Origin of the sequence: Paraeggerthella sp. (assembly GCF_048427265.1) — a bacterium.
GTDB lineage: Bacteria > Actinomycetota > Coriobacteriia > Coriobacteriales > Eggerthellaceae > Paraeggerthella > Paraeggerthella hominis.
The window spans coordinates 64322-81413 of the sequence record NZ_DBFOSR010000022.1; the positions used below are offsets into that span (position 1 = coordinate 64322).

Sequence of the window (17092 nt, forward strand, 5' to 3'; positions counted from 1 at the left end):
CTGGTGCGATTAGCTTGCATCAGATGCTACGAGCCAAATATCTATTCCCGGTCAACGTCGCGTAAACTATAGGTCGAGTTCAAGGTCGGCATGCGAACCGCGCCGTCACGCGCGCGCCTCCTTCGGGGCGATTTTCGAGCGTGAGCGATCCGCCGTGCTTGTCGCACAGCAAGCTGCTGATGTTGAGCCCCAGGCCAAATCGCTCTTTCGACGGAGTCTCGCTGAAGAACGGCGCGCAGCCGTTCTTCAGGGCCGCGCATGAGAAGCCCGGCCCGTCGTCGTCCACGATGAGCACGAGTTCTTCACAGCCTTCGTGTTCTGTCGGCCGGACGTCCAGGCGCGTGGACACGGTTTTCGATGCGTAACGGAAGGCGTTCGCTAGAAGATTCTCTGCCACTTCGCTTACGAGCGAGCCGTCAACGCGCATCGAAGGCTGCTCGCATGCGCATCGCTGACTGGCGAACAGGGCGAAGCGCGCCTCGTTCGAGCGAGCCAGGCCGTTGCCGGCATCTTCGATCAGTTCGGCTATGCGGCTGAACGCGATGTCGGACCGTTCGGGTTCGCGATCCTCCAGCTTCTGGAGGCTGCTCATGGCCGCGACGTAGCGTTCGAGCCGTTCGACCTGGGCCGAAAGCGCCGCCGTCGAGGCTTCCAGCTGCTCGGGAGACGCCGTCCCCGCTTTGATGCGCGTATCCAGAAGCTCGATCTTGCCTTTCAGTATGGTGAGCGGCGTGCGCAAGTCGTGCGCGAAGGCAGCGTTGAGGCGCTTTCTTTCCTCGACCGTGCGCCACAGCGCTTTTTGCGATTCCGCCAGAGAAGCACGCATGGTTTCAAACGACTGAGCCAGTCTTCCCAGTTCATCGTCGCGGCCGCGCGCCACCGTGAAATCGAGGTCTTGCTTGGCTATTTTTTCGGTGGCGTTGTCGAGCACGGCAAGGCCCGGAGCAAGCCGCATGCGGAAAAAGCGGCGTGCGGCGGCGAATATGCACACGCCGAACCACAAGGGAAACATGAGAAACGACAAGAACCCGAACAGGGAGGAAAGAGCCAATGCGCTTGGTGATGCCGGCGTGCTGAGGTAGTAGCCGACGGGCGACGTCATGGGTCCTTCCGCCGCGGAACCTTCGGCCGTGTTCAGGGAGAAGAGCGGGGCATAGGGGCTGTCGGGGTTCTCGGCCAGCCATGCGTCGAATCGCTCGCGCGCCCATGCGTCGTAGGCGGGCAGGTTCGCGAGCGTCGCTTCGGTTCCGAAGGTGAGCTCGGGCGTTTCCTGCTCGCCGCTGGATTCGTAGTTGAAGTCGTAGACGAACGAGTAGTCGCTCGCGTCCGCTACGGCGGTGCTTTCGGGCAGCTCAGCCCGCGCGATCGACTGCATGCCGTCGCGTGCGCTTTGCACGAACGCCAGGCGGCTGTCGGACGTGACTTCGATCGACCGCGCCGCCACTAGGGAGTCGGTTTCCTTGTCGTAGAGGTAGAGACCCGATATTTCATAGGCATCGGCGGTCGCTTCGTTTTGCAGGCTGCCGAACAGCGCTGACGTTGTTAGGGACAGCACGAGCGCCGCAATCAGGAACAGCAGCATGTACGCCATGAACGAGGTCTTGAGCGATGCGTTGCGCCAGCGTTCCCTCAGCTGCGCGAGGCGGGCCGCACCTACGGACGCGCCGTTGTCGCCGTTGCTCGTGCCTGCGGGCCTGCCGTCGGCGCCGCCGGCCCGACCTACGCGCGCCATCGGTACCCCATTCCCCACACGGTTTCGACGGGGTCGTTTTCCGCTCCAGCCTTCGCCAGTTTCTTGCGGATGCGTCGGATGTGCTCGGTGACGACCGATGGGTCGCTCTCGTTCTCCCAGCCGCCGACGCGTTCGTGAATTCGATCGCGCTCAAACACTTGACCAGGGTGTTTGGAGAGGAATGAAACAATGTCGAACTCGCGTCGCGTCAGCTCGACCGCGCTGCCCGCAACGCTGACGGTGCGCGCGCTGTAGTCGATGACGATGTTGCCGTCGAAGCGCACTTCGGCTTTCGTTTGGCGTCGTTGCTCTCGATTGAGGTGCGCGCGGATGCGGGCGCCCAGTACCGCTAGCGAGAAAGGTTTCAGCACGTAGTCGTCGGCACCCGCCTCGAACCCCTCAAGGGCGTCGATATCTTCCACGCGAGCCGTCAGGAACAGGATAGGGCAGCTTAGGTGTTCGCGAATGCGTCGGCATACCGTGTAACCATCCATTTCCGGCATGCCGACGTCAAGCACGATGAGGTCGGGCTTTTGCTGAGCCCGCTTGAGCGCCGTTGCTCCGTCTTTGGCGGTAAGAACATGAAAGCCCTGGTCGCTCAAATATTCTTCCAATAGTTCGACGATATCGGGCTCGTCGTCCACGACAAGCACGGTGGTGACGTCGGTAGGTTTCTGTCCTGCTCTCATATGGTTCTTTCGCTTTAATGGGCATGCACGCGGCGAAGCATAGCACGGGAATCCCAACAAACGATCAACGCGCGGCCGCTGTGCGCTTCGCTATTCCTTGACCACCAGCACGGGGATGGGGGCCTCGCGAAGAACGTAGCTGCTCACGCTGCCCAGAATGCCGCGCAGCGCGCCCAGCCCGCGCGATCCCATGACGATGAGGTCGCAGTTGCATTCGTCGGCGTACGAGACGATTTGGGTTCCGGGGTGCGTTTCTTCGAGGATCTCGATGCGGATGCGATTCATCAAGCCGTCGATGATCCCATCGATCTGGCTATGCAGACGATCGTTCGCTTCGGCCGTTACTTCCTCGAACGCCTTGCGCATGCCTTCGGGCACGGCTGCGTCCACTATGCTCTGCGCTTCCAACCTGTTGATGACCAGCTTGTTCGTGTCTATGATCTGCACGATGTGCAGCGTAAGGCCGGGGTCTTCCTTGGCGAAGCGCACGGCCTCGGCCAGCGCGGCGTCGGCCGAGGCCGATCCGTCGTAGGGGACCATGACGTTGTCGTACAGCATGAGGACTCCTCTCTTTCGCACGGGGCGCATCGTTGCGATGGACCCGCGAAGGTGTTTCCAGTATAGCAGCCTGCCTGGTGCGCTCCCGGTTGGCGGGGAAGCTGTTGCTTTCACGCCTGCGCGCAGGCCGGGTTGTGGAAATTCCTGCGAGAAATCCACGAAAGCCCTCTTGCGAGGTGAGCGGGCTTTCTGTATACTTCATGTTCGCGCTTCGCAAGAGGCCGTATGCCAACGTGGCTCAGCTGGTAGAGCAACGCACTCGTAATGCGTAGGTCAGCGGTTCGAATCCGCTCGTTGGCTCCACGAAAGATGCAGGCCGTCAGGGTAGAACCTGGCGGCCTGTTTTTTATCAAGATCCACGGGTAGGGATGCCCTTTCTTTCGAAAGCAATGCGACTTCTGCAGCCTGTATAATGGCACCCATGAAGCAATCTAGGGGAAAGATCATCATCTCGCCAGACCTCAACGTCTGGCCGCACGAATACGAAACGGCCAAGGCGCTCGCGATGGCGGGCATGACCGTGGAGTTTATCCGTCGCAGCGAGGAGTACCGAACCACGTCCGCCGACGTGATCGTGAATGGGCTGATCTGGGAAATTAAAACCCCCGAATCCGACAAGGCGAAAGTTATTGAGAAGAACTTGCGAAAAGCGCTGCATCAGTCGAAGAACGTCATCCTCGATGCTCGAAGGATGAAGAAACTACCCGATATGGTCATTGAGCGCGAGGTGCGGAAATGGTGCTGCGAGTTGAGAACCATCAAGCATTTGATTTATGTGAATCGTAGCGGGGAAGTTTGCATCATCAAGTGATACCTGTTAGAGTACGTATTAGCAAAGCGCCCGAATGGTGAGCATTTCACTTCCTCCGGCGCTTTCTTTTGTTATACAAAGACTGGTCAACAACCTCACCCGGAATGAGGTGCGGGAAGGCGGGATGCGGGCGGTTCCGCGCACTCTCCTAGGCTTTCCTTCCGATGTAGAAGACGTATCCGTAATGGCGTCCGTACGTTGCGTACAGCTCGACTTCGCGTCGGTTTTCCGCCACGAACGCCGCCACGGTTTCATTGCCGGGGTACGTTTCCAGCAGCTTTTCGAGCGCCGTTTCGCGCGGTGCGAAGTACTCGTCGGTCCAGCAGCTTTCCGGTAGCGTGAAGCAAGCGATGAGCCGATACCCGCAGTTCTGCAGGACTGCGATGTTGTGGCTGATCGAATCCAGCCCGCTTCCAGCATCGGTCCAGAACTTCTCGATGACGGCAGGGTGCTGGTTCGTAAGCCACGAGGGGCACGTTACGGCAACGTAGCCGTCCTTTTTGAGGAAGCGGTGCCAATGGGCAAGCCCCTTCTCCAAACCGATGTTGTCGACCGCGCCTTCCGACCATATAAGATCGAGCGACTCCTGCTCGAAGGGCAGGTTGTCCATCGAGCCGACCACGCCTTGCACCCGATCCTTTAGCCCCAGCTGATCGGCGCGTTCGTTCAGTACGTCGATAAACTGGGGGAACAGGTCGAGGCCGACCACGGTTCCCGTCAGGTGCTGCGCAAGCTCGAGCGTTTGCGGCCCGCTTCCGCAGCCCAGATCCGCTACGTTCGAGAAGCCGTCAAGCTCGCCTAGGAAGCTCAAGGCTCGGCGCGTCGTGTCGTCGCTGCCCGGCCCTTGCCTTTCCAGGTGCACGTGAGCCTCGATAAGCAGGTCGATTATGGATGGCTGGTTGGTTTCCATGTTCGGAGTCCTTTTTCTTGGGGCGCCCGGGACGTCATCCGCCGGAGTTCATTTCATCATACCCGATGGGCGGGCGCACTCCCCGACTCCCATGCTCGATTCGTTGCCGCGCGCGGCAGGGCGCGGTGTCCGCGGGCGAGCGCTCGGCAGGGCGAACGGGCGCGCATGGTTGCTAGGTGCTGCGCGCGCGGCAGGGCGCTCGCGAGCTCTTGGATGCTTTTCGTGCAACGGAAACGACGGCCTTGGCGACTTCGATTTCCCGAGGGGTTGGTTCCTTCTGGCAACAAGGTGCGTAGCATGCTAAGCTGTATAAACTCGAGTGCCTATGTAATTAATGGAATACAGGTTTGGATCACTTAACCGACAGAGAGTTCGATAGAATCTGCACGTATTTATCCCGCACGCTCGGGCTGAATATGCAGTCCAAACGCGTGCTGCTTGAATGTCGGCTCTCGCACGAACGGGAACGTCTGGGGTGCGCCTCGTTTTCGTCCTACTTCGATATGGTGGAGCGGGGCGCCGATCCCGAGATAACGAATCGCTTCATCGATCTTGCCACGACGCACTACACGTATTTTCTGCGCGGGCGGGAGCAGTTCGATTTTTTGCGTACCGTCGCGCTTCCTGAACTGGAACGTTCTCGGCCGCGTCGTACCTGGAACATACTATGCGCCGGCTGTTCCACGGGCGAAGAGTGCTATACCGCGTCTATGATCGTAGAGGACTATAGCCGCGATCACGCTATTCCCCCAGTGCGCATTACGGGCATCGACGTTTCAAGCGCGGCCATCGCGAAAGCCCGCCAAGCGGTGTATCACCCTATGCATGTGGAAAAGGTTCCGCCGCACTGGCTTTCGGACTACTTCACGCGCACCGGGGAAACCTATACGGTAACCGCCCCGATTCGCCGCCGCGTAGCGTTCGCGCAGGCGAATCTTTGCAATCCTGAGGCGCTGCGTCGCCGCTACGACCTTATTATATGCCGTAATGTTATTATTTATTTTGACGAACGCACTCGTGAGCAGGTGCTTGACAACTTGTATCGCCATTTAGCCGTTTCGGGTTACCTTATTCTCGGCCACGCGGAAATACTCCGTGACCGAGCAAGATTCGACTACAGGAAAGATTCGGTATATCAAAAGCGACCGGAAGCGACCGCCTTATGAACCTGTCATTTAAAAACGCGAGCATTAGCCGCAGTCTCATGGTTTCCTACCTCACGATCATCGTGCTGTTCGTGGTTTCTATTTGCGTGGCTATCTTCGGCGTTCATCAGAATTCAGTGATGACCACGGAGTTTTACGAGCGTCCGTATCAGGTGTCGAAAAGCGCCATCTTGCTGCGCAACACCATCGAGCAAACGTCTGCTTCGCTGAGGCAGTGCATTCTGACGGATGACCCCGCCGAAAGAACGCAGCTTGTCTCCGACATCGAGCAGCTGGCAATCGTGCGCGAAGCCGAGTACAACGTTGTTGCCAGCAATTTCAAAACCGACGTGGATGTTCTGACGCAGTTCGCCCTGACAAGCGAAAGCCTTATCGTTGTTCGCGATCAGGTTATCGAAGCGATACGCGCGGGCGACATCGAGCGGGCGCACGAGATGTACGATCAGAGCTACACGCCGCAAAAGGACATCATGGTGGCGCTGGCGAACAGCATCGTCGATATCGCCGAAAAGGAAGCTCTTGAGTACTCGCAGGATACAACCTACGTGGAAATCGCAACTTCGGTCATCATCGTGCTGCTGGGACTTTGCGCCATCGCGCTGGTGATGGTGCTTTGGCATCGCATTACTCGTGCCATTGCGGTACCGGTGGTCGAGATCGAAGACATAGCGCGGCATGTGGCGGAAGGCGATCTTACGGTGCGTGCCGTTGCCGATTCGAGTAATGAGCTGGGTTCCCTTGCTGCGTCCATGAACAAGACGGTGGAAACGCTGCGCCTGACGGTGGAGCGGCTAAAGGAGACGGCCGATCAGGTGGAGCGCTCTTCGTCGCAAATGGCCGACGGCTCGCAGACCGTTGCGCAGGGTTCCGCCGAACAAGCCATGGCCATCGAGGAGCTGGCAACCAGCGTGCAGGGCATTAACCAGGTGGTGGAGGAAAACAACAAGAGCGTGGTTACGGCCAACGAAAACACCGCCATGGTGCTGCATGCCGTCGAGCAGAGCAATCGTCAGATATCCCAGGCCGTGAAGATCATCGAAGACATCAGGGTGAGCACGAGCAATATCTCGCAGCTTGCGAACACCATCGAGGATATTTCGTTCCAGACGAACATTCTTGCGCTCAACGCTTCCGTTGAAGCGGCGCGCGCAGGTGAGGCCGGCCACGGATTCGCCATTGTTGCCGAAGAGATTCGGCGTTTAGCGTCGCAGGTGAGCGAGGCGTCGCGCGCGGCTGATGAGTTCGCCGCCCATGCCACCCTCAACGTGGAAAACGGCAGCGCGCTCATTAAGACGACATCGGCCAGCATGGATAACGCTGTGTCTGCTACAGAGGGCGTGAAGGAGATGATGTCCGCCATCGCATTGGCGTCAGCGCAGCAGCTGGATTCTTTGTCGCAGATTCAGGAAAGCATGAACAGCCTGTCCGACGTGATCCAGGAAAACTCGGCGGCTTCGGAAGAGAGCGCGGTGATTGGCGAGGAGCTGGCTGACCAGGCTCGCGGCCTCAAGCGCCTGATCGATCGCTTTACGCTTGAGAAGCCCGCGCGGCGCTCAAACGGTGATGGCAAGTGACCGGGCGGACTGCTGCGCCTTCGTCGGATTCGACGTCGGAATCGGATCGTGCCGAGTGCCTTCAGCTGCGTGAAGCGAACGCCGTATTGCAGGACAAGCTCGATGCCATGCGAAGCTTGGCCTTTCGCGATCAGCTTACGGGCCTGTTCAGCCGACACTACCTTACGGATTACCTAGAGCAGAAAATGCAGGAGTCCAGCCATGATTCGAACACGGTGCTGGCGCTTTGCGATATAGATGACTTCAAGGCAATCAACGACGTGCGCGGCCACCAGTCGGGCGACATCGCCATTGTGTGCATCGCCGACATTCTGGATGATTTGGCTGGGAGCCACCCCGTTGTTCGCTGGGGCGGCGAAGAACTGCTTATCGTCATGCTTGCAACGTCCGACCATGACGCGCTGCGCCTGTGCAATCGCATGCGCGAAGAAGTTGCCGCGTATCGCATCGACGATGGGATGGGCGAGTTCTCCTGCACGCTTACGTTCGGGCTGTGCTCGTACGATTCCGGTTTTACGCTTGCCGAGAACTTCGCGCGTGCAGACCGCGCGTTGTATCGTGGCAAGGAAACCGGAAAGAACTGCTGCACGTTCGCTCAGTCTGAAGTGGCGGGTGAACAGGCATGAAGCAGGCGAAGCGCGAGGAATTCATCGTTCAGGTTATCTTCAAGCCTAATTGCGGACTCGAGAACACGCGCGCGTCGCTTGTGATGCGCCGTATCGTGCCGCTGTGCGAAACGGCGTCGTGCCATCCCCGCGCAGTTAAAAGCGATCGATCCACCATTACGTACCTGCGTGACCACGGGCTGTTCATTCGCTTCACCTCTTCTGTTCCCGAACAGGTTTTGCTGACCATCAAAGGGTCGTTCTTTGTAGATAGATGCACCATCGTTGCTGATGAAAGCGCTATTCCTGCATACAAGAAGGAAAGCATTGCGTCTGGAGACTTGGGGGGAACCGCGTCTGCGCTGCCGTATTCGTTTGCGGACGAAAATCACCTGAACGGGCGCGGGAGCCAGCTTGTCAACGTGTTGGCGCAGTTCGAAGAGGTGCATCGCAAGTTGCGCGAGCATGCCGAGAGCATGCCGCAAGACCATGAGCTGAACAGCATCGTGCTCTCGCATACGAAGGTGGTGGACGAGCTGCGCACGGCCGTTGCGCGGTCGCGTATCGAACGGTTCGATCGCATAGCGCCATCGCTGCGTGCGCTTGTTGCCGATTGCAGCCGGCGTTTTGGCGTGCTTGTCGACCTGGACATTGCCGACGGCCACATGGTTCTCGATCGGTCGGTGCTCGCTTCAATGGAGGAGATAATCAAGCGTCTGGTGCGGTTGTGTCTTCGCGACGGGATCGAGCAGCCCGAACATCGCATTGCCGCGGGAAAGCCTGCGCGCGCTCTGCTGCGCTTGCGATTGGAGGCCGATGGATCGGACGTGGTGTGCCGCATCGAGCACGACGGCATGCCGTTCAATTCGCACGACGTTGGGCAACATGCTGCGAAACACGGGCTGCTAACGCGCCCGCTTGAGGCGTATACCGAAGAAGAACTGGGCGCCCTCCTTTTGGTCCCTGGGTTTGCCGCTGCTTCCAAAACTCCTGTTGCAGGCATGTTTTCCCAATTCAACGAAGTTGCATCGCTTTTGCAGCACGTGGGCGGTCGCGGCGAGGTGCGCAATACCGATCGCAGCACGCTTGAGATCGTGCTGCACATTCCCGTGCCGTTCACCATTATGGAAGCAGCGCTTTTGCGCACGGGTTCAATGACGTTCGCGCTTCCCGCGCAACGCATCGATCGCTTTGAAGCGTATCATGCAAACTGGATCGAGCCTGATAGCCAAAGCGCACAAGAGCCTCAGGCGGCAACGCCCCAGCGGGTTCGCGCCGCGTTTTACGTGGGAGAGGACGGGAATCGCTCGAAGCTCATAAACGGAGCGAGTTCGGGCTCGCCTTTGAAGGCGGAGGATCCTCTGCTCGTTCTGTTTTTGGAAGAGCTGGGAGAGCGGCGTTGCCTTGTGGTGGACGCCGTAGTTGGCTACGAGCGGATTTCCGTAAGCCGGCTGCCGCAGTTGCTCGATCGGGGGTCCTTGCGCAAGGCCGGGTGCTTCGGCTATGCGCTTCTGAAGAACGGGGATCCTTGCGCGGTCGTGAGCATCCGTCATCTGTTGAACGCAGCGTTCAAGGAAGAGGGTTCCCATGCGTGACGTTGAGCAGCGCTTACGGTGGATAGAGGAACTGATAGGCGGCGGCCAGCGGGAGGCGCATCGCTCGAACGCGCTTGTCGTTCCCGTCGCAAACGGCAACATCGCCATTGCGTTCTCCTCTATTGAGGAAGTGGTGTCGTCGGGCAAGATGAAGTCGTTGGCGTTTCTTCCTAAGGAGTTTAGCGGCGTGCTCTCGCAAGGCTACGAACTTGTGCCGGTGCTCGATGTTGAGGCATGCGTCAGCGAGTCATCGTCTCAAATCGTGATCGTGCGCAGCAATGATTGCTTGTTGGGGCTGCGCTTTTCGGGCGATCCCTACGTGATCGACTTGAACGAGCTGGATCATGCGCCGTTGAAGACGGAATCCTTGCAAGATGCCGCCCGCGCTCCCTTGTCGCTGCTGGACGTCGACGCCATGGTTTCCTCGCTGCTTGCTGTTGGCTGATCGCGCGGATTGTCGGCGCTTGCGAGGCGGTATACTGGGCAGCGTTGATCGCTCGTTTTGGCTTACGAACTCGCAGGAGGTTGTTCGTGGAATTCGTCATTGCAACAGCTGAGCACCTTGATCGCATGTGCGACATAACCGACCAGGCGAAGCGTCAGCTTCGGGGTTTGGACGTGAATCAGTGGCAAAACGGGTACCCCTGTCGCGAAACGTGGGTGCAGGACATAGCGGACGGCTGCACGTATCTTGCCATGGAAGACGGTTCGGTGCAGGGGATCTTTGCCTACAAAGAGGGCCCCGATCCTTCGTATGCCGTCATCGACGGCGCGTGGTTGACCGGCGACGATGCGCGCTACGTGGCGCTGCATCGCGTGTGCGTGGCGGACGAAAGCAAGGGAAAGGGCGTGGCGGGCGCGATGTTCCAGTATGCGTTCGACCTTGCCTGCCGCGCCAACATGGCTTCCGTGCGCATCGACACGCACCCCGAAAACGTTCCGATGCGGCGTGCGCTTGAGAAGGCGGGCTTTCGGTATTGCGGCGAGATTCGTTTGGCCGAAGGCGCCGAACAGGGCGACCTGCGCATTGCGTTCGAGAAGGAACTGGCCTGATCGTAGGCTCGCGTCGCATCGGAACGCGCGCGTCGCCGCATGCCGTCGTCGGCTCACGCAGCATGCGCGACCGCTTCGCCTACGCGGCCGGGAACCTCAGCACCAGGTACACGCCCGCCATCAGCACCGTGAGCAGCATGATGGGGAAGGCCGTTTTGAAGAAGCCCATGAACGTGATCTCGTAGCCGAACTTCTTGCTGATGTCGGACAGCACTACGTTCGCGCTGGCTCCGATAAGGGTGCCGTTGCCACCCAGGCACGCACCCAGGGAGACGGCCCACCACAAAGGCGTTACGTCCATGCCCGACGCTTCCATGGTCAGCAAGATGGGGATCATGGTGGCTACGAAGGGTATGTTGTCCAGGAAGCTGGAGATGACCGCCGATCCTATCAGCAGCACCAGCATGGTTACGAACACGTTGCCCCCGGTCATGTCCACCAGCCCGTTCGCCAGCATGCCGATGACGCCGGTTTCCGCCAGCGCTCCAACAATGACGAACAGTCCGGCGAAGAACGAAAGCGTGGTCCATTCCACCTGCGAGAGCGCGTCTTCGATGCTCGTGCCCGATAGCAGGATGGTGATGCCGGCCACGCCGAGCGCGATGATGCTCGATTCCAGCCCTAGCGCTCCGTGCCCCATGAATCCGACGACTACGACGCCGGTCATGACAACGCTCAACTTGAGCAGGCGCGCGTCTTTGATGTACGTGCGCTCGTCAAGCTCCATGACGCGGGCGCGTTCTTCGTCGTTGACTTTCATGGATCGTCCGTACATGAAGTAGAACACTATCAAAATCGCGGCCAGGATGACCACGACGGCGGGGGCGTCCATCATGATGAAGTCGAGGAACGTGAATCCTGCGGCCGATCCGATCATGATGTTCGGGGGATCGCCGATGAGCGTGGCGGTTCCGCCGATGTTCGACGCCATGATCTCGGTCATGAAGAACGGGATGGGGTTGATGTCGAGCAGGCGGCATACGGTCAAGGTCATGGGCCCGATGAGCAGCACGGTGGTCACGTTGTCCAAAAACGCAGATAAAACGGCGGTGAGCAGCACGAACAAAAGCATGATCTTCCAGGGGTCGCCTCGTGCGATGCGCGCGCTCTTGATGGCCAGGTACTCGAACACGCCCGACAGTTTCATCACCGACACGAACAGCATCATGCCCAACAGCACGCCCAGCGTGTTGAAGTCGATGTGCTCCATGGCTGCGTCGAACGGCATTACGTGCAGCGCGAGCACCACCATGGCGCCCACGATGGCCGCGAGCGACCGATGCAGCTTTTCGGTCATGATCGCCAGCATGACAACCACGAATATGACGATGGCTATGATCTGATTTGTGTCCATGCGGATTATTGTACGCCCGAAGCGGCAATCGAGGCTGCACTTTTCCAGCGTCCTGTCCGTCAATATGCGTCGAATGGCGGGCAGCGGGCTGCATGACGCCGGCATCCGCCCGACGTCTGTCGTTGGTTTTCCTTCCGCGCGGCGCACGTTCCCTCTTAGGCTGTCTGAGGATGCTGCGCTTCGGTTGGCGCGCGGGCGCAACCTGATGATTGTATGGAGGGGCGTGCCTTGCGGGCACGGGGCGCGTTCGTGCGCGACAACCGAACGGGTATACTGATCGCATTGAAGCCGTACTACACGTACTACAAGACGAAGGACACTTTATGGGTTTGCAGTTCGCCGCCGCACGCGCCGTGAGCGCCGTCTCCACGTGGGGACTGAAGAACGTGTTTCATCGCCCTGCCGCCAACTTTCCCGGGAAGATCGCGCTGTACGTCGATCCGCGCATCATCGCCGATCTGACGCCGAAGCTGGCCAAGGGCTCGGTTGCGGTGGTCGGTACGAACGGGAAGACCACGGTCACGAACCTGCTTGCCGATGTGCTGGAGCAGGCGGGCCAGCGCGTGGTGTGCAACCGGACCGGAGCGAACCTGGATTCGGGCGTGGCCACGGCGCTGCTGCATGCGGGCCCGTCCGATTGGGGCGTGTTCGAAACCGACGAGCTGTGGCTGGCGAAGATCCTGCCGCATCTGAAGGCGAACTACGTTGTTCTGCTCAACCTGTTCCGCGATCAGCTGGATCGTGTGGGGGAGATCGACCGCATCCAGGACAGCATCGTGGGCGCGCTGGCTTCGTCGCCCGACACGGTGCTGGTCTACAACGCCGACGATCCGTTGTGCGCGATGATTGCCGAGCGTGCGGAAAACCGGTCCATCGCGTTCGGCGTTGCTCAGGATATGGGCTTGCCTCAGAACACGGTGGCCGACGCCACTATGTGCCAGCGTTGCTCGTCGATGTTTGAATATGCGTTTCGCCAGTATGGCCAGCTGGGAGATTTTCATTGTCCGACCTGCGGTTTCTCTCGTGCAAGCCTTGATTTTGCCGCCGAGGACGTGCGCTTGAGCACGGACGGCTTGTCATTTCAGCTGGGAAAGCCCCAGCAGGGTGTTGCCGCAAACGCGGGCGCGTTTTCGGTGCGCGCTCCGTTCAGCGGCGCGTACATGGTGTACAACCTGGCGGCGGTGGGCGTTGCCGCAAGCCTGCTCGGCTGCTCGAACGACGCGCTTCAGCAGGCTATCGATGCGTTCGACCCGCAGAACGGGCGTTTGCAATCGTACGAGATTGCCGGTCGGTCGGCGCTGCTCAACCTGGCAAAGAACCCGACCGGGTTCAACCAGAACCTCAAGATCATCTTGCAGGACGAAGGACCCAAGGCCGTGGCGTTCTTCGTCAACGATAAAGAAGGCGACGGTCGCGACATCTCATGGCTGTGGGACATCGATTTCGAGGAGCTTGCCGCCGAGCGCGACTTGCTGGTGTTCGCGGGCGGCATTCGCCGCAACGACCTGCAGGTTCGCTTGAAGTATGCCGGGCTTGACGCGCAGCTGATCGATGACGCTCACGACCTGTTCGGGCGTTTGTCCAACGTGCCTGCCGAGGTCAAGGCGTACCTTATTGCAAACTACACGGCGCTTCCTCCCGTTCATGCCGACATGGACGCGCTGGCCGCTGCTGAAACCGCGCCGTCGGCAGGCGCGCCGGGCGCTTCGGGCACGCTCGCTGCTGCGGACGCATCCGACGCTTCGCAGGCGCCTGTTGCTGCTGCGAGCGCGCCCTCGGCTTCGCGGGTGCCCCCTGCCGCCGACCCGTCGGGTTCCGAGGCCCCGCTTGTTATCGCGCACCTGTTCCCCGACCTGCTCAACCTGTACGGCGACGGCGGCAACGTGCGCATTCTGGAACGCCGCCTTCGCGACCGAGGCGTTGCCGTGGAGGTCAAGCGCGTGAACCACGGGCAGTCCGTCGATCTGGCGGACGTCGACTTGGTGTTCTTGGGCGGCGGGCCCGATCGCGAGCAGCGCTTGGCTTCCACCGAGCTCATGCGCATGCGCGATGAGCTGCGCGCCTTCGTCGAGGACGACGGCGTGTTGCTGGCTATTTGCGGCGGCTATCAGATCCTCGGCAAGGAATGGCTGCTGGGCGACGAGGTGGTCGAGGGCCTGGGCATCGTCGACATGACCACCGAGCGCGCGGCGGGATCCGCTGACCGGCTGATCGACAACATCGTGCTGGACTCGCCTTTGGCGCAGATGCCGGTGGTGGGGTACGAGAACCATGCCGGTCGCACGCGTCTTGGCGCCGGCGTTCAGGCTTTCGGGCGCGTGGTTTCCTCGGTGGGCCATGGCAACAACGACGACGACAAGCAGGACGGCGTGCTGTACAAAAACGTGGTGGGAACGTACCTTCACGGTCCGCTGTTGGCGAAGAATCCGCAGGTGGCGGACGCTTTGCTGGCTCGGGCGCTCGAGCGCCGCGCCGCGCGTGCGGAAGTTCCCGCCCCCTCCCTTGCGGCGCTTGACGACACGGCGGAAAAGGCTGCGAACGAATACCTGTGCAAGCGCTTGAACGTGCGCGTTTAACGAATGGCGAGGACGGCTTCCTTGAGGAGCCGCCCTCGATTCGCTATGGGCTTTTCCTAGTAAAGGCTTGTGCGCGCTTGCGCGGTCGCGCGTTCGTCGGCACAATACGTCCATGGACTCTCAACGAAGCAATCAAAGGCGCCCTTCGCGCGCGCATGAGGAATCACCTCGACCCACGCAAGAAAACCGTTCTTCGCGGCCCGGTCCCGTTCGGGCTTCTCGACCGGCCGCCTCGCGCGGCGCGGGCGATGGCGCAAGAAGGCGACCGAGCGTTCAATCCGCATCTTCTCCTACGCCTCGCGCTCGATTGTCGCGCAACGGCGCTGACGTGCCGCGCTCTTCAAAGCGGAAGCGACCCAGCAAGCTGGTGATCGCGCTTGCGGTGGTGGGCGTGCTCGTGTTGGGCGGAGCCGGCGCGGCGTTTGCGTACTACGGCATTTTGTCGGGGAACCTGCACGCCGGGGTCGATGCCAAGTTGCGCGCGGCGCTCGTTGATACGGATTTGGCGAAAGAGCCGTTCTACGTACTGCTTATGGGCACGGACGGGTCGAACGATCGCCAGGCTTCCCAGGAATACGCAGGGGACCAGTTTCGCAGCGACAGCATCATACTTGCGCGGATCGATCCGGTCGACAAAAAGGTCACCATGGTTTCGATCCATCGAGACACCCTGGTTGACATGGGCGAATACGGTCAAAACAAGCTGAATGCCGCTCACGCTATTGGCGGTGCGGCACTGGCGGTGGAGACCGTGTCCAAGTTGGCGGGCGTGCCCATTTCCCATTACGCGGAAATCAACTTCGACGGCTTCAAGGACGTGGTGGACGCTTTGGGCGGCGTTGAGGTGGACGTTCCCATGGAGATCGACGACGAAGACGCCGGCGGCCACTTGGATGCCGGCGTGCAGACGCTCAGCGGCGATCAAGCCCTTATCCTGTGTCGTTCGCGGCATGCGTACGATGAGTTCGGAGACGGCGATTCGTATCGCGCGGCGAATCAGCGATTGGTCCTGGGGGCTATTGCGAAGAAGATTCTCTCGGCCGACGTGGCCACCATGGCAAGCACCGTGCAGGCCCTTTCCCAGTACGTGACCACCGATCTTGAGATCACGGACATCATCGGCATAGCGCAAACCATGCAGGGGCTTGACCCGGCGACCGACATATATTCCGGCATGGAGCCGACCACGTCCAGCTATATCGACGGGGTGTGGTACGAAATCAACAACGTCGAGCAGTGGAAGGCTATGATGGCCCGCGTTGACCAGGGGCTTCCGCCTACGGAGGGCGACGTTGTCGACGAGGCGTCGGGCACTATCTTGGCCAGCACGGGCAGCGGGCAGCTTGTGAACGAGAGCGGCGATCTGAGCGTCGGCGGCGCTTCGCAGAAGCGCTCGGGAACCGTTGCGGTGCGCAACGGGAACGGCATAACCGGTGCGGGATCCCAGGCTGCCGAGCGCGTTCAGTCGCTGGGCTACAAGGTGGAGTCGGGCAACGCGGACAGCTTCGATTATCCGCAAACGCTCGTCGTGTACGAGCAGGGCGGGAAAGCGGATCGCGCCCAGGAGATCGTCGATGCCCTTGGCGTGGGCAAAGCCATGGTCAACGATGGGTCGTACGTTATCAACGCTGACTTCCTGGTGGTTCTGGGCGCCGACTGGAAGTAGCCTACAGGCCCCAGGTCCAGTCGTTGAGCAGCAGTCCCTTCGCTAGGCCGAGCGCAAGGATGTGCAGCGGGTAGTACGCGTAGAAGAACCACTTCATCGGCAAGCCGCGCTTTCCGTTGTATGAGAGCAGCAGCGGAATGGTGGCCGTGCATCCGACCAGGGGATACAGCGCGAAGGGCAGCAGGGCCAGGTTGCCGCTTGCCAGGTATCGCGCCAGCGCGGGGATTCCTTCTGTCAGTATGGGCACCAAAAGCGGGTAGACGACGCGCTGGCGCCGATCCTCAAGGACCTTCATCATAAGGATCATGACGGGCCCCAGAATGCCCCAGTCACATAGGGAGCTTGCCGCCGTCAGCGCCGCCGCGATCGCCCAAAAACCCGCTCGGTTTTCCAGGCGGTCGTAAAGGTGCAGCATGGCTAGCCCGATGAGCAGCGTGAACAGCACGTTGAGGTTTCCTGCAAGAAACAAGTTGTAAGGCACTTGGGATATAAGGGCGAACACGAGCAGGCGCCGGGCGTATTTAGGTACGCTCGATGTGCGTCGGTACCCTTCTACCAGCAAAAACGCCATGATGGGAAAGGCGAGTCCACCAAGACCGAACAGCAGGCAGAACGCTTCGGCAGGTAGGTAGGGGTAGAACATGTAGGACGCGTGGTTGGCCGTCATGCCGACTATGGCTACGATTTTCAAAGCGAAGGACGAGACGCCCCTACGCGTGTCTTCATCGGTTGTATTGAGCGATTCGTTCATAGGATTCCAGTATACTGGGACGGCTGGGGGATTGCGGGATGAAGGGCGAAAT

At 60.2% G+C, this 17092-nt stretch carries 15 protein-coding genes and 1 tRNA gene; 10 read left to right on the forward strand and 6 right to left on the reverse strand.

All coding sequences use genetic code 11. The annotated features are described in order from the left end of the window. Positions 1-79: 79 nt before the first annotated feature. The 3 genes from ACMNI9_RS02590 to ACMNI9_RS02600 form a co-directional block, all read right to left on the reverse strand. Positions 80-1732, reverse strand: a complete 1653-nt coding sequence (locus ACMNI9_RS02590; RefSeq protein ID WP_418830733.1) for an ATP-binding protein — start codon at positions 1730-1732, stop codon at positions 80-82. Beyond that, a complete protein-coding gene (locus tag ACMNI9_RS02595; protein WP_418830734.1) occupies positions 1720-2421 on the reverse strand; it encodes a response regulator transcription factor in 702 nt (233 codons plus the stop codon). The genes ACMNI9_RS02590 and ACMNI9_RS02595 overlap by 13 nt, the downstream gene beginning before the upstream one ends. A 90-nt stretch (positions 2422-2511) precedes the next feature. After that, a complete protein-coding gene (locus tag ACMNI9_RS02600; protein ID WP_114566716.1) occupies positions 2512-2979 on the reverse strand; it encodes a universal stress protein in 468 nt (155 codons plus the stop codon). A 227-nt stretch (positions 2980-3206) separates the two neighbouring features. Between ACMNI9_RS02600 and ACMNI9_RS02605 the strand changes: the two genes are divergently transcribed. Together ACMNI9_RS02605 and ACMNI9_RS02610 are read left to right on the forward strand one after the other, a co-directional pair. Continuing rightward, positions 3207-3282: transfer RNA gene (locus ACMNI9_RS02605), tRNA-Thr, on the forward strand. A gap of 118 nt (positions 3283-3400) precedes the next feature. Then, entirely contained in the window at positions 3401-3790 is a 390-nt protein-coding gene (locus ACMNI9_RS02610) for a hypothetical protein (protein ID WP_418830735.1), read from the forward strand. A gap of 148 nt (positions 3791-3938) precedes the next feature. On the opposite strand, the gene ACMNI9_RS02615 is transcribed toward ACMNI9_RS02610, so the two are convergent. Then, positions 3939-4700 carry a class I SAM-dependent methyltransferase gene (locus ACMNI9_RS02615; RefSeq protein ID WP_418830737.1) on the reverse strand — a complete coding sequence of 254 codons (762 nt, stop codon included), beginning with the start codon at positions 4698-4700 and terminating at the stop codon, positions 3939-3941. A 347-nt stretch (positions 4701-5047) separates the two neighbouring features. Between ACMNI9_RS02615 and ACMNI9_RS02620 the strand changes: the two genes are divergently transcribed. The 6 genes from ACMNI9_RS02620 (at position 5048) to ACMNI9_RS02645 (ending at position 10693) form a co-directional block, all read left to right on the forward strand. Beyond that, positions 5048-5866, forward strand: a complete 819-nt coding sequence (locus ACMNI9_RS02620) for a CheR family methyltransferase (RefSeq protein ID WP_216529318.1) — start codon at positions 5048-5050, stop codon at positions 5864-5866. Next, positions 5863-7440: a methyl-accepting chemotaxis protein gene (locus ACMNI9_RS02625; protein ID WP_418830739.1), complete on the forward strand. Its 1578-nt coding sequence runs from the start codon at positions 5863-5865 to the stop codon at positions 7438-7440. Before ACMNI9_RS02620 ends, ACMNI9_RS02625 begins: the two co-directional genes overlap by 4 nt. Continuing rightward, positions 7437-8066 (forward strand): GGDEF domain-containing protein, encoded by a 630-nt coding sequence (locus tag ACMNI9_RS02630; protein WP_225749624.1) that lies wholly within the window; start codon positions 7437-7439, stop codon positions 8064-8066. The genes ACMNI9_RS02625 and ACMNI9_RS02630 overlap by 4 nt, the downstream gene beginning before the upstream one ends. Continuing rightward, a complete protein-coding gene (locus ACMNI9_RS02635) occupies positions 8063-9640 on the forward strand; it encodes a chemotaxis protein CheA (RefSeq protein ID WP_225749623.1) in 1578 nt (525 codons plus the stop codon). Before ACMNI9_RS02630 ends, ACMNI9_RS02635 begins: the two co-directional genes overlap by 4 nt. After that, positions 9633-10085, forward strand: a complete 453-nt coding sequence (locus tag ACMNI9_RS02640; RefSeq protein WP_216529321.1) for a bifunctional autolysin — start codon at positions 9633-9635, stop codon at positions 10083-10085. Before ACMNI9_RS02635 ends, ACMNI9_RS02640 begins: the two co-directional genes overlap by 8 nt. 86 nt (positions 10086-10171) lie before the next feature. Then, a complete protein-coding gene (locus ACMNI9_RS02645) occupies positions 10172-10693 on the forward strand; it encodes a GNAT family N-acetyltransferase (RefSeq protein ID WP_216529322.1) in 522 nt (173 codons plus the stop codon). A 79-nt stretch (positions 10694-10772) separates the two neighbouring features. Here the strand turns inward: ACMNI9_RS02645 and ACMNI9_RS02650 are convergent, their stop codons facing one another. Beyond that, the gene (locus ACMNI9_RS02650) at positions 10773-12047 is read right to left on the reverse strand and encodes an ArsB/NhaD family transporter (protein WP_418830741.1); all 1275 of its coding nucleotides are present in this window, start codon (positions 12045-12047) and stop codon (positions 10773-10775) included. A gap of 323 nt (positions 12048-12370) precedes the next feature. Here ACMNI9_RS02650 and ACMNI9_RS02655 point away from each other — a divergent pair, with 323 nt between their 5' ends. Continuing rightward, positions 12371-14623 carry a MurT ligase domain-containing protein gene (locus ACMNI9_RS02655; RefSeq protein WP_418830742.1) on the forward strand — a complete coding sequence of 751 codons (2253 nt, stop codon included), beginning with the start codon at positions 12371-12373 and terminating at the stop codon, positions 14621-14623. A 328-nt stretch (positions 14624-14951) separates the two neighbouring features. Beyond that, positions 14952-16289, forward strand: coding sequence for an LCP family protein (locus ACMNI9_RS02660; protein WP_418830743.1), 1338 nt, complete (start codon positions 14952-14954; stop codon positions 16287-16289). 1 nt (position 16290) lies between these two features. On the opposite strand, the gene ACMNI9_RS02665 is transcribed toward ACMNI9_RS02660, so the two are convergent. Further along, positions 16291-17040, reverse strand: coding sequence for a TraX family protein (locus ACMNI9_RS02665; protein WP_418830745.1), 750 nt, complete (start codon positions 17038-17040; stop codon positions 16291-16293). Between the last annotated feature and the right edge of the window lie 52 nt (positions 17041-17092).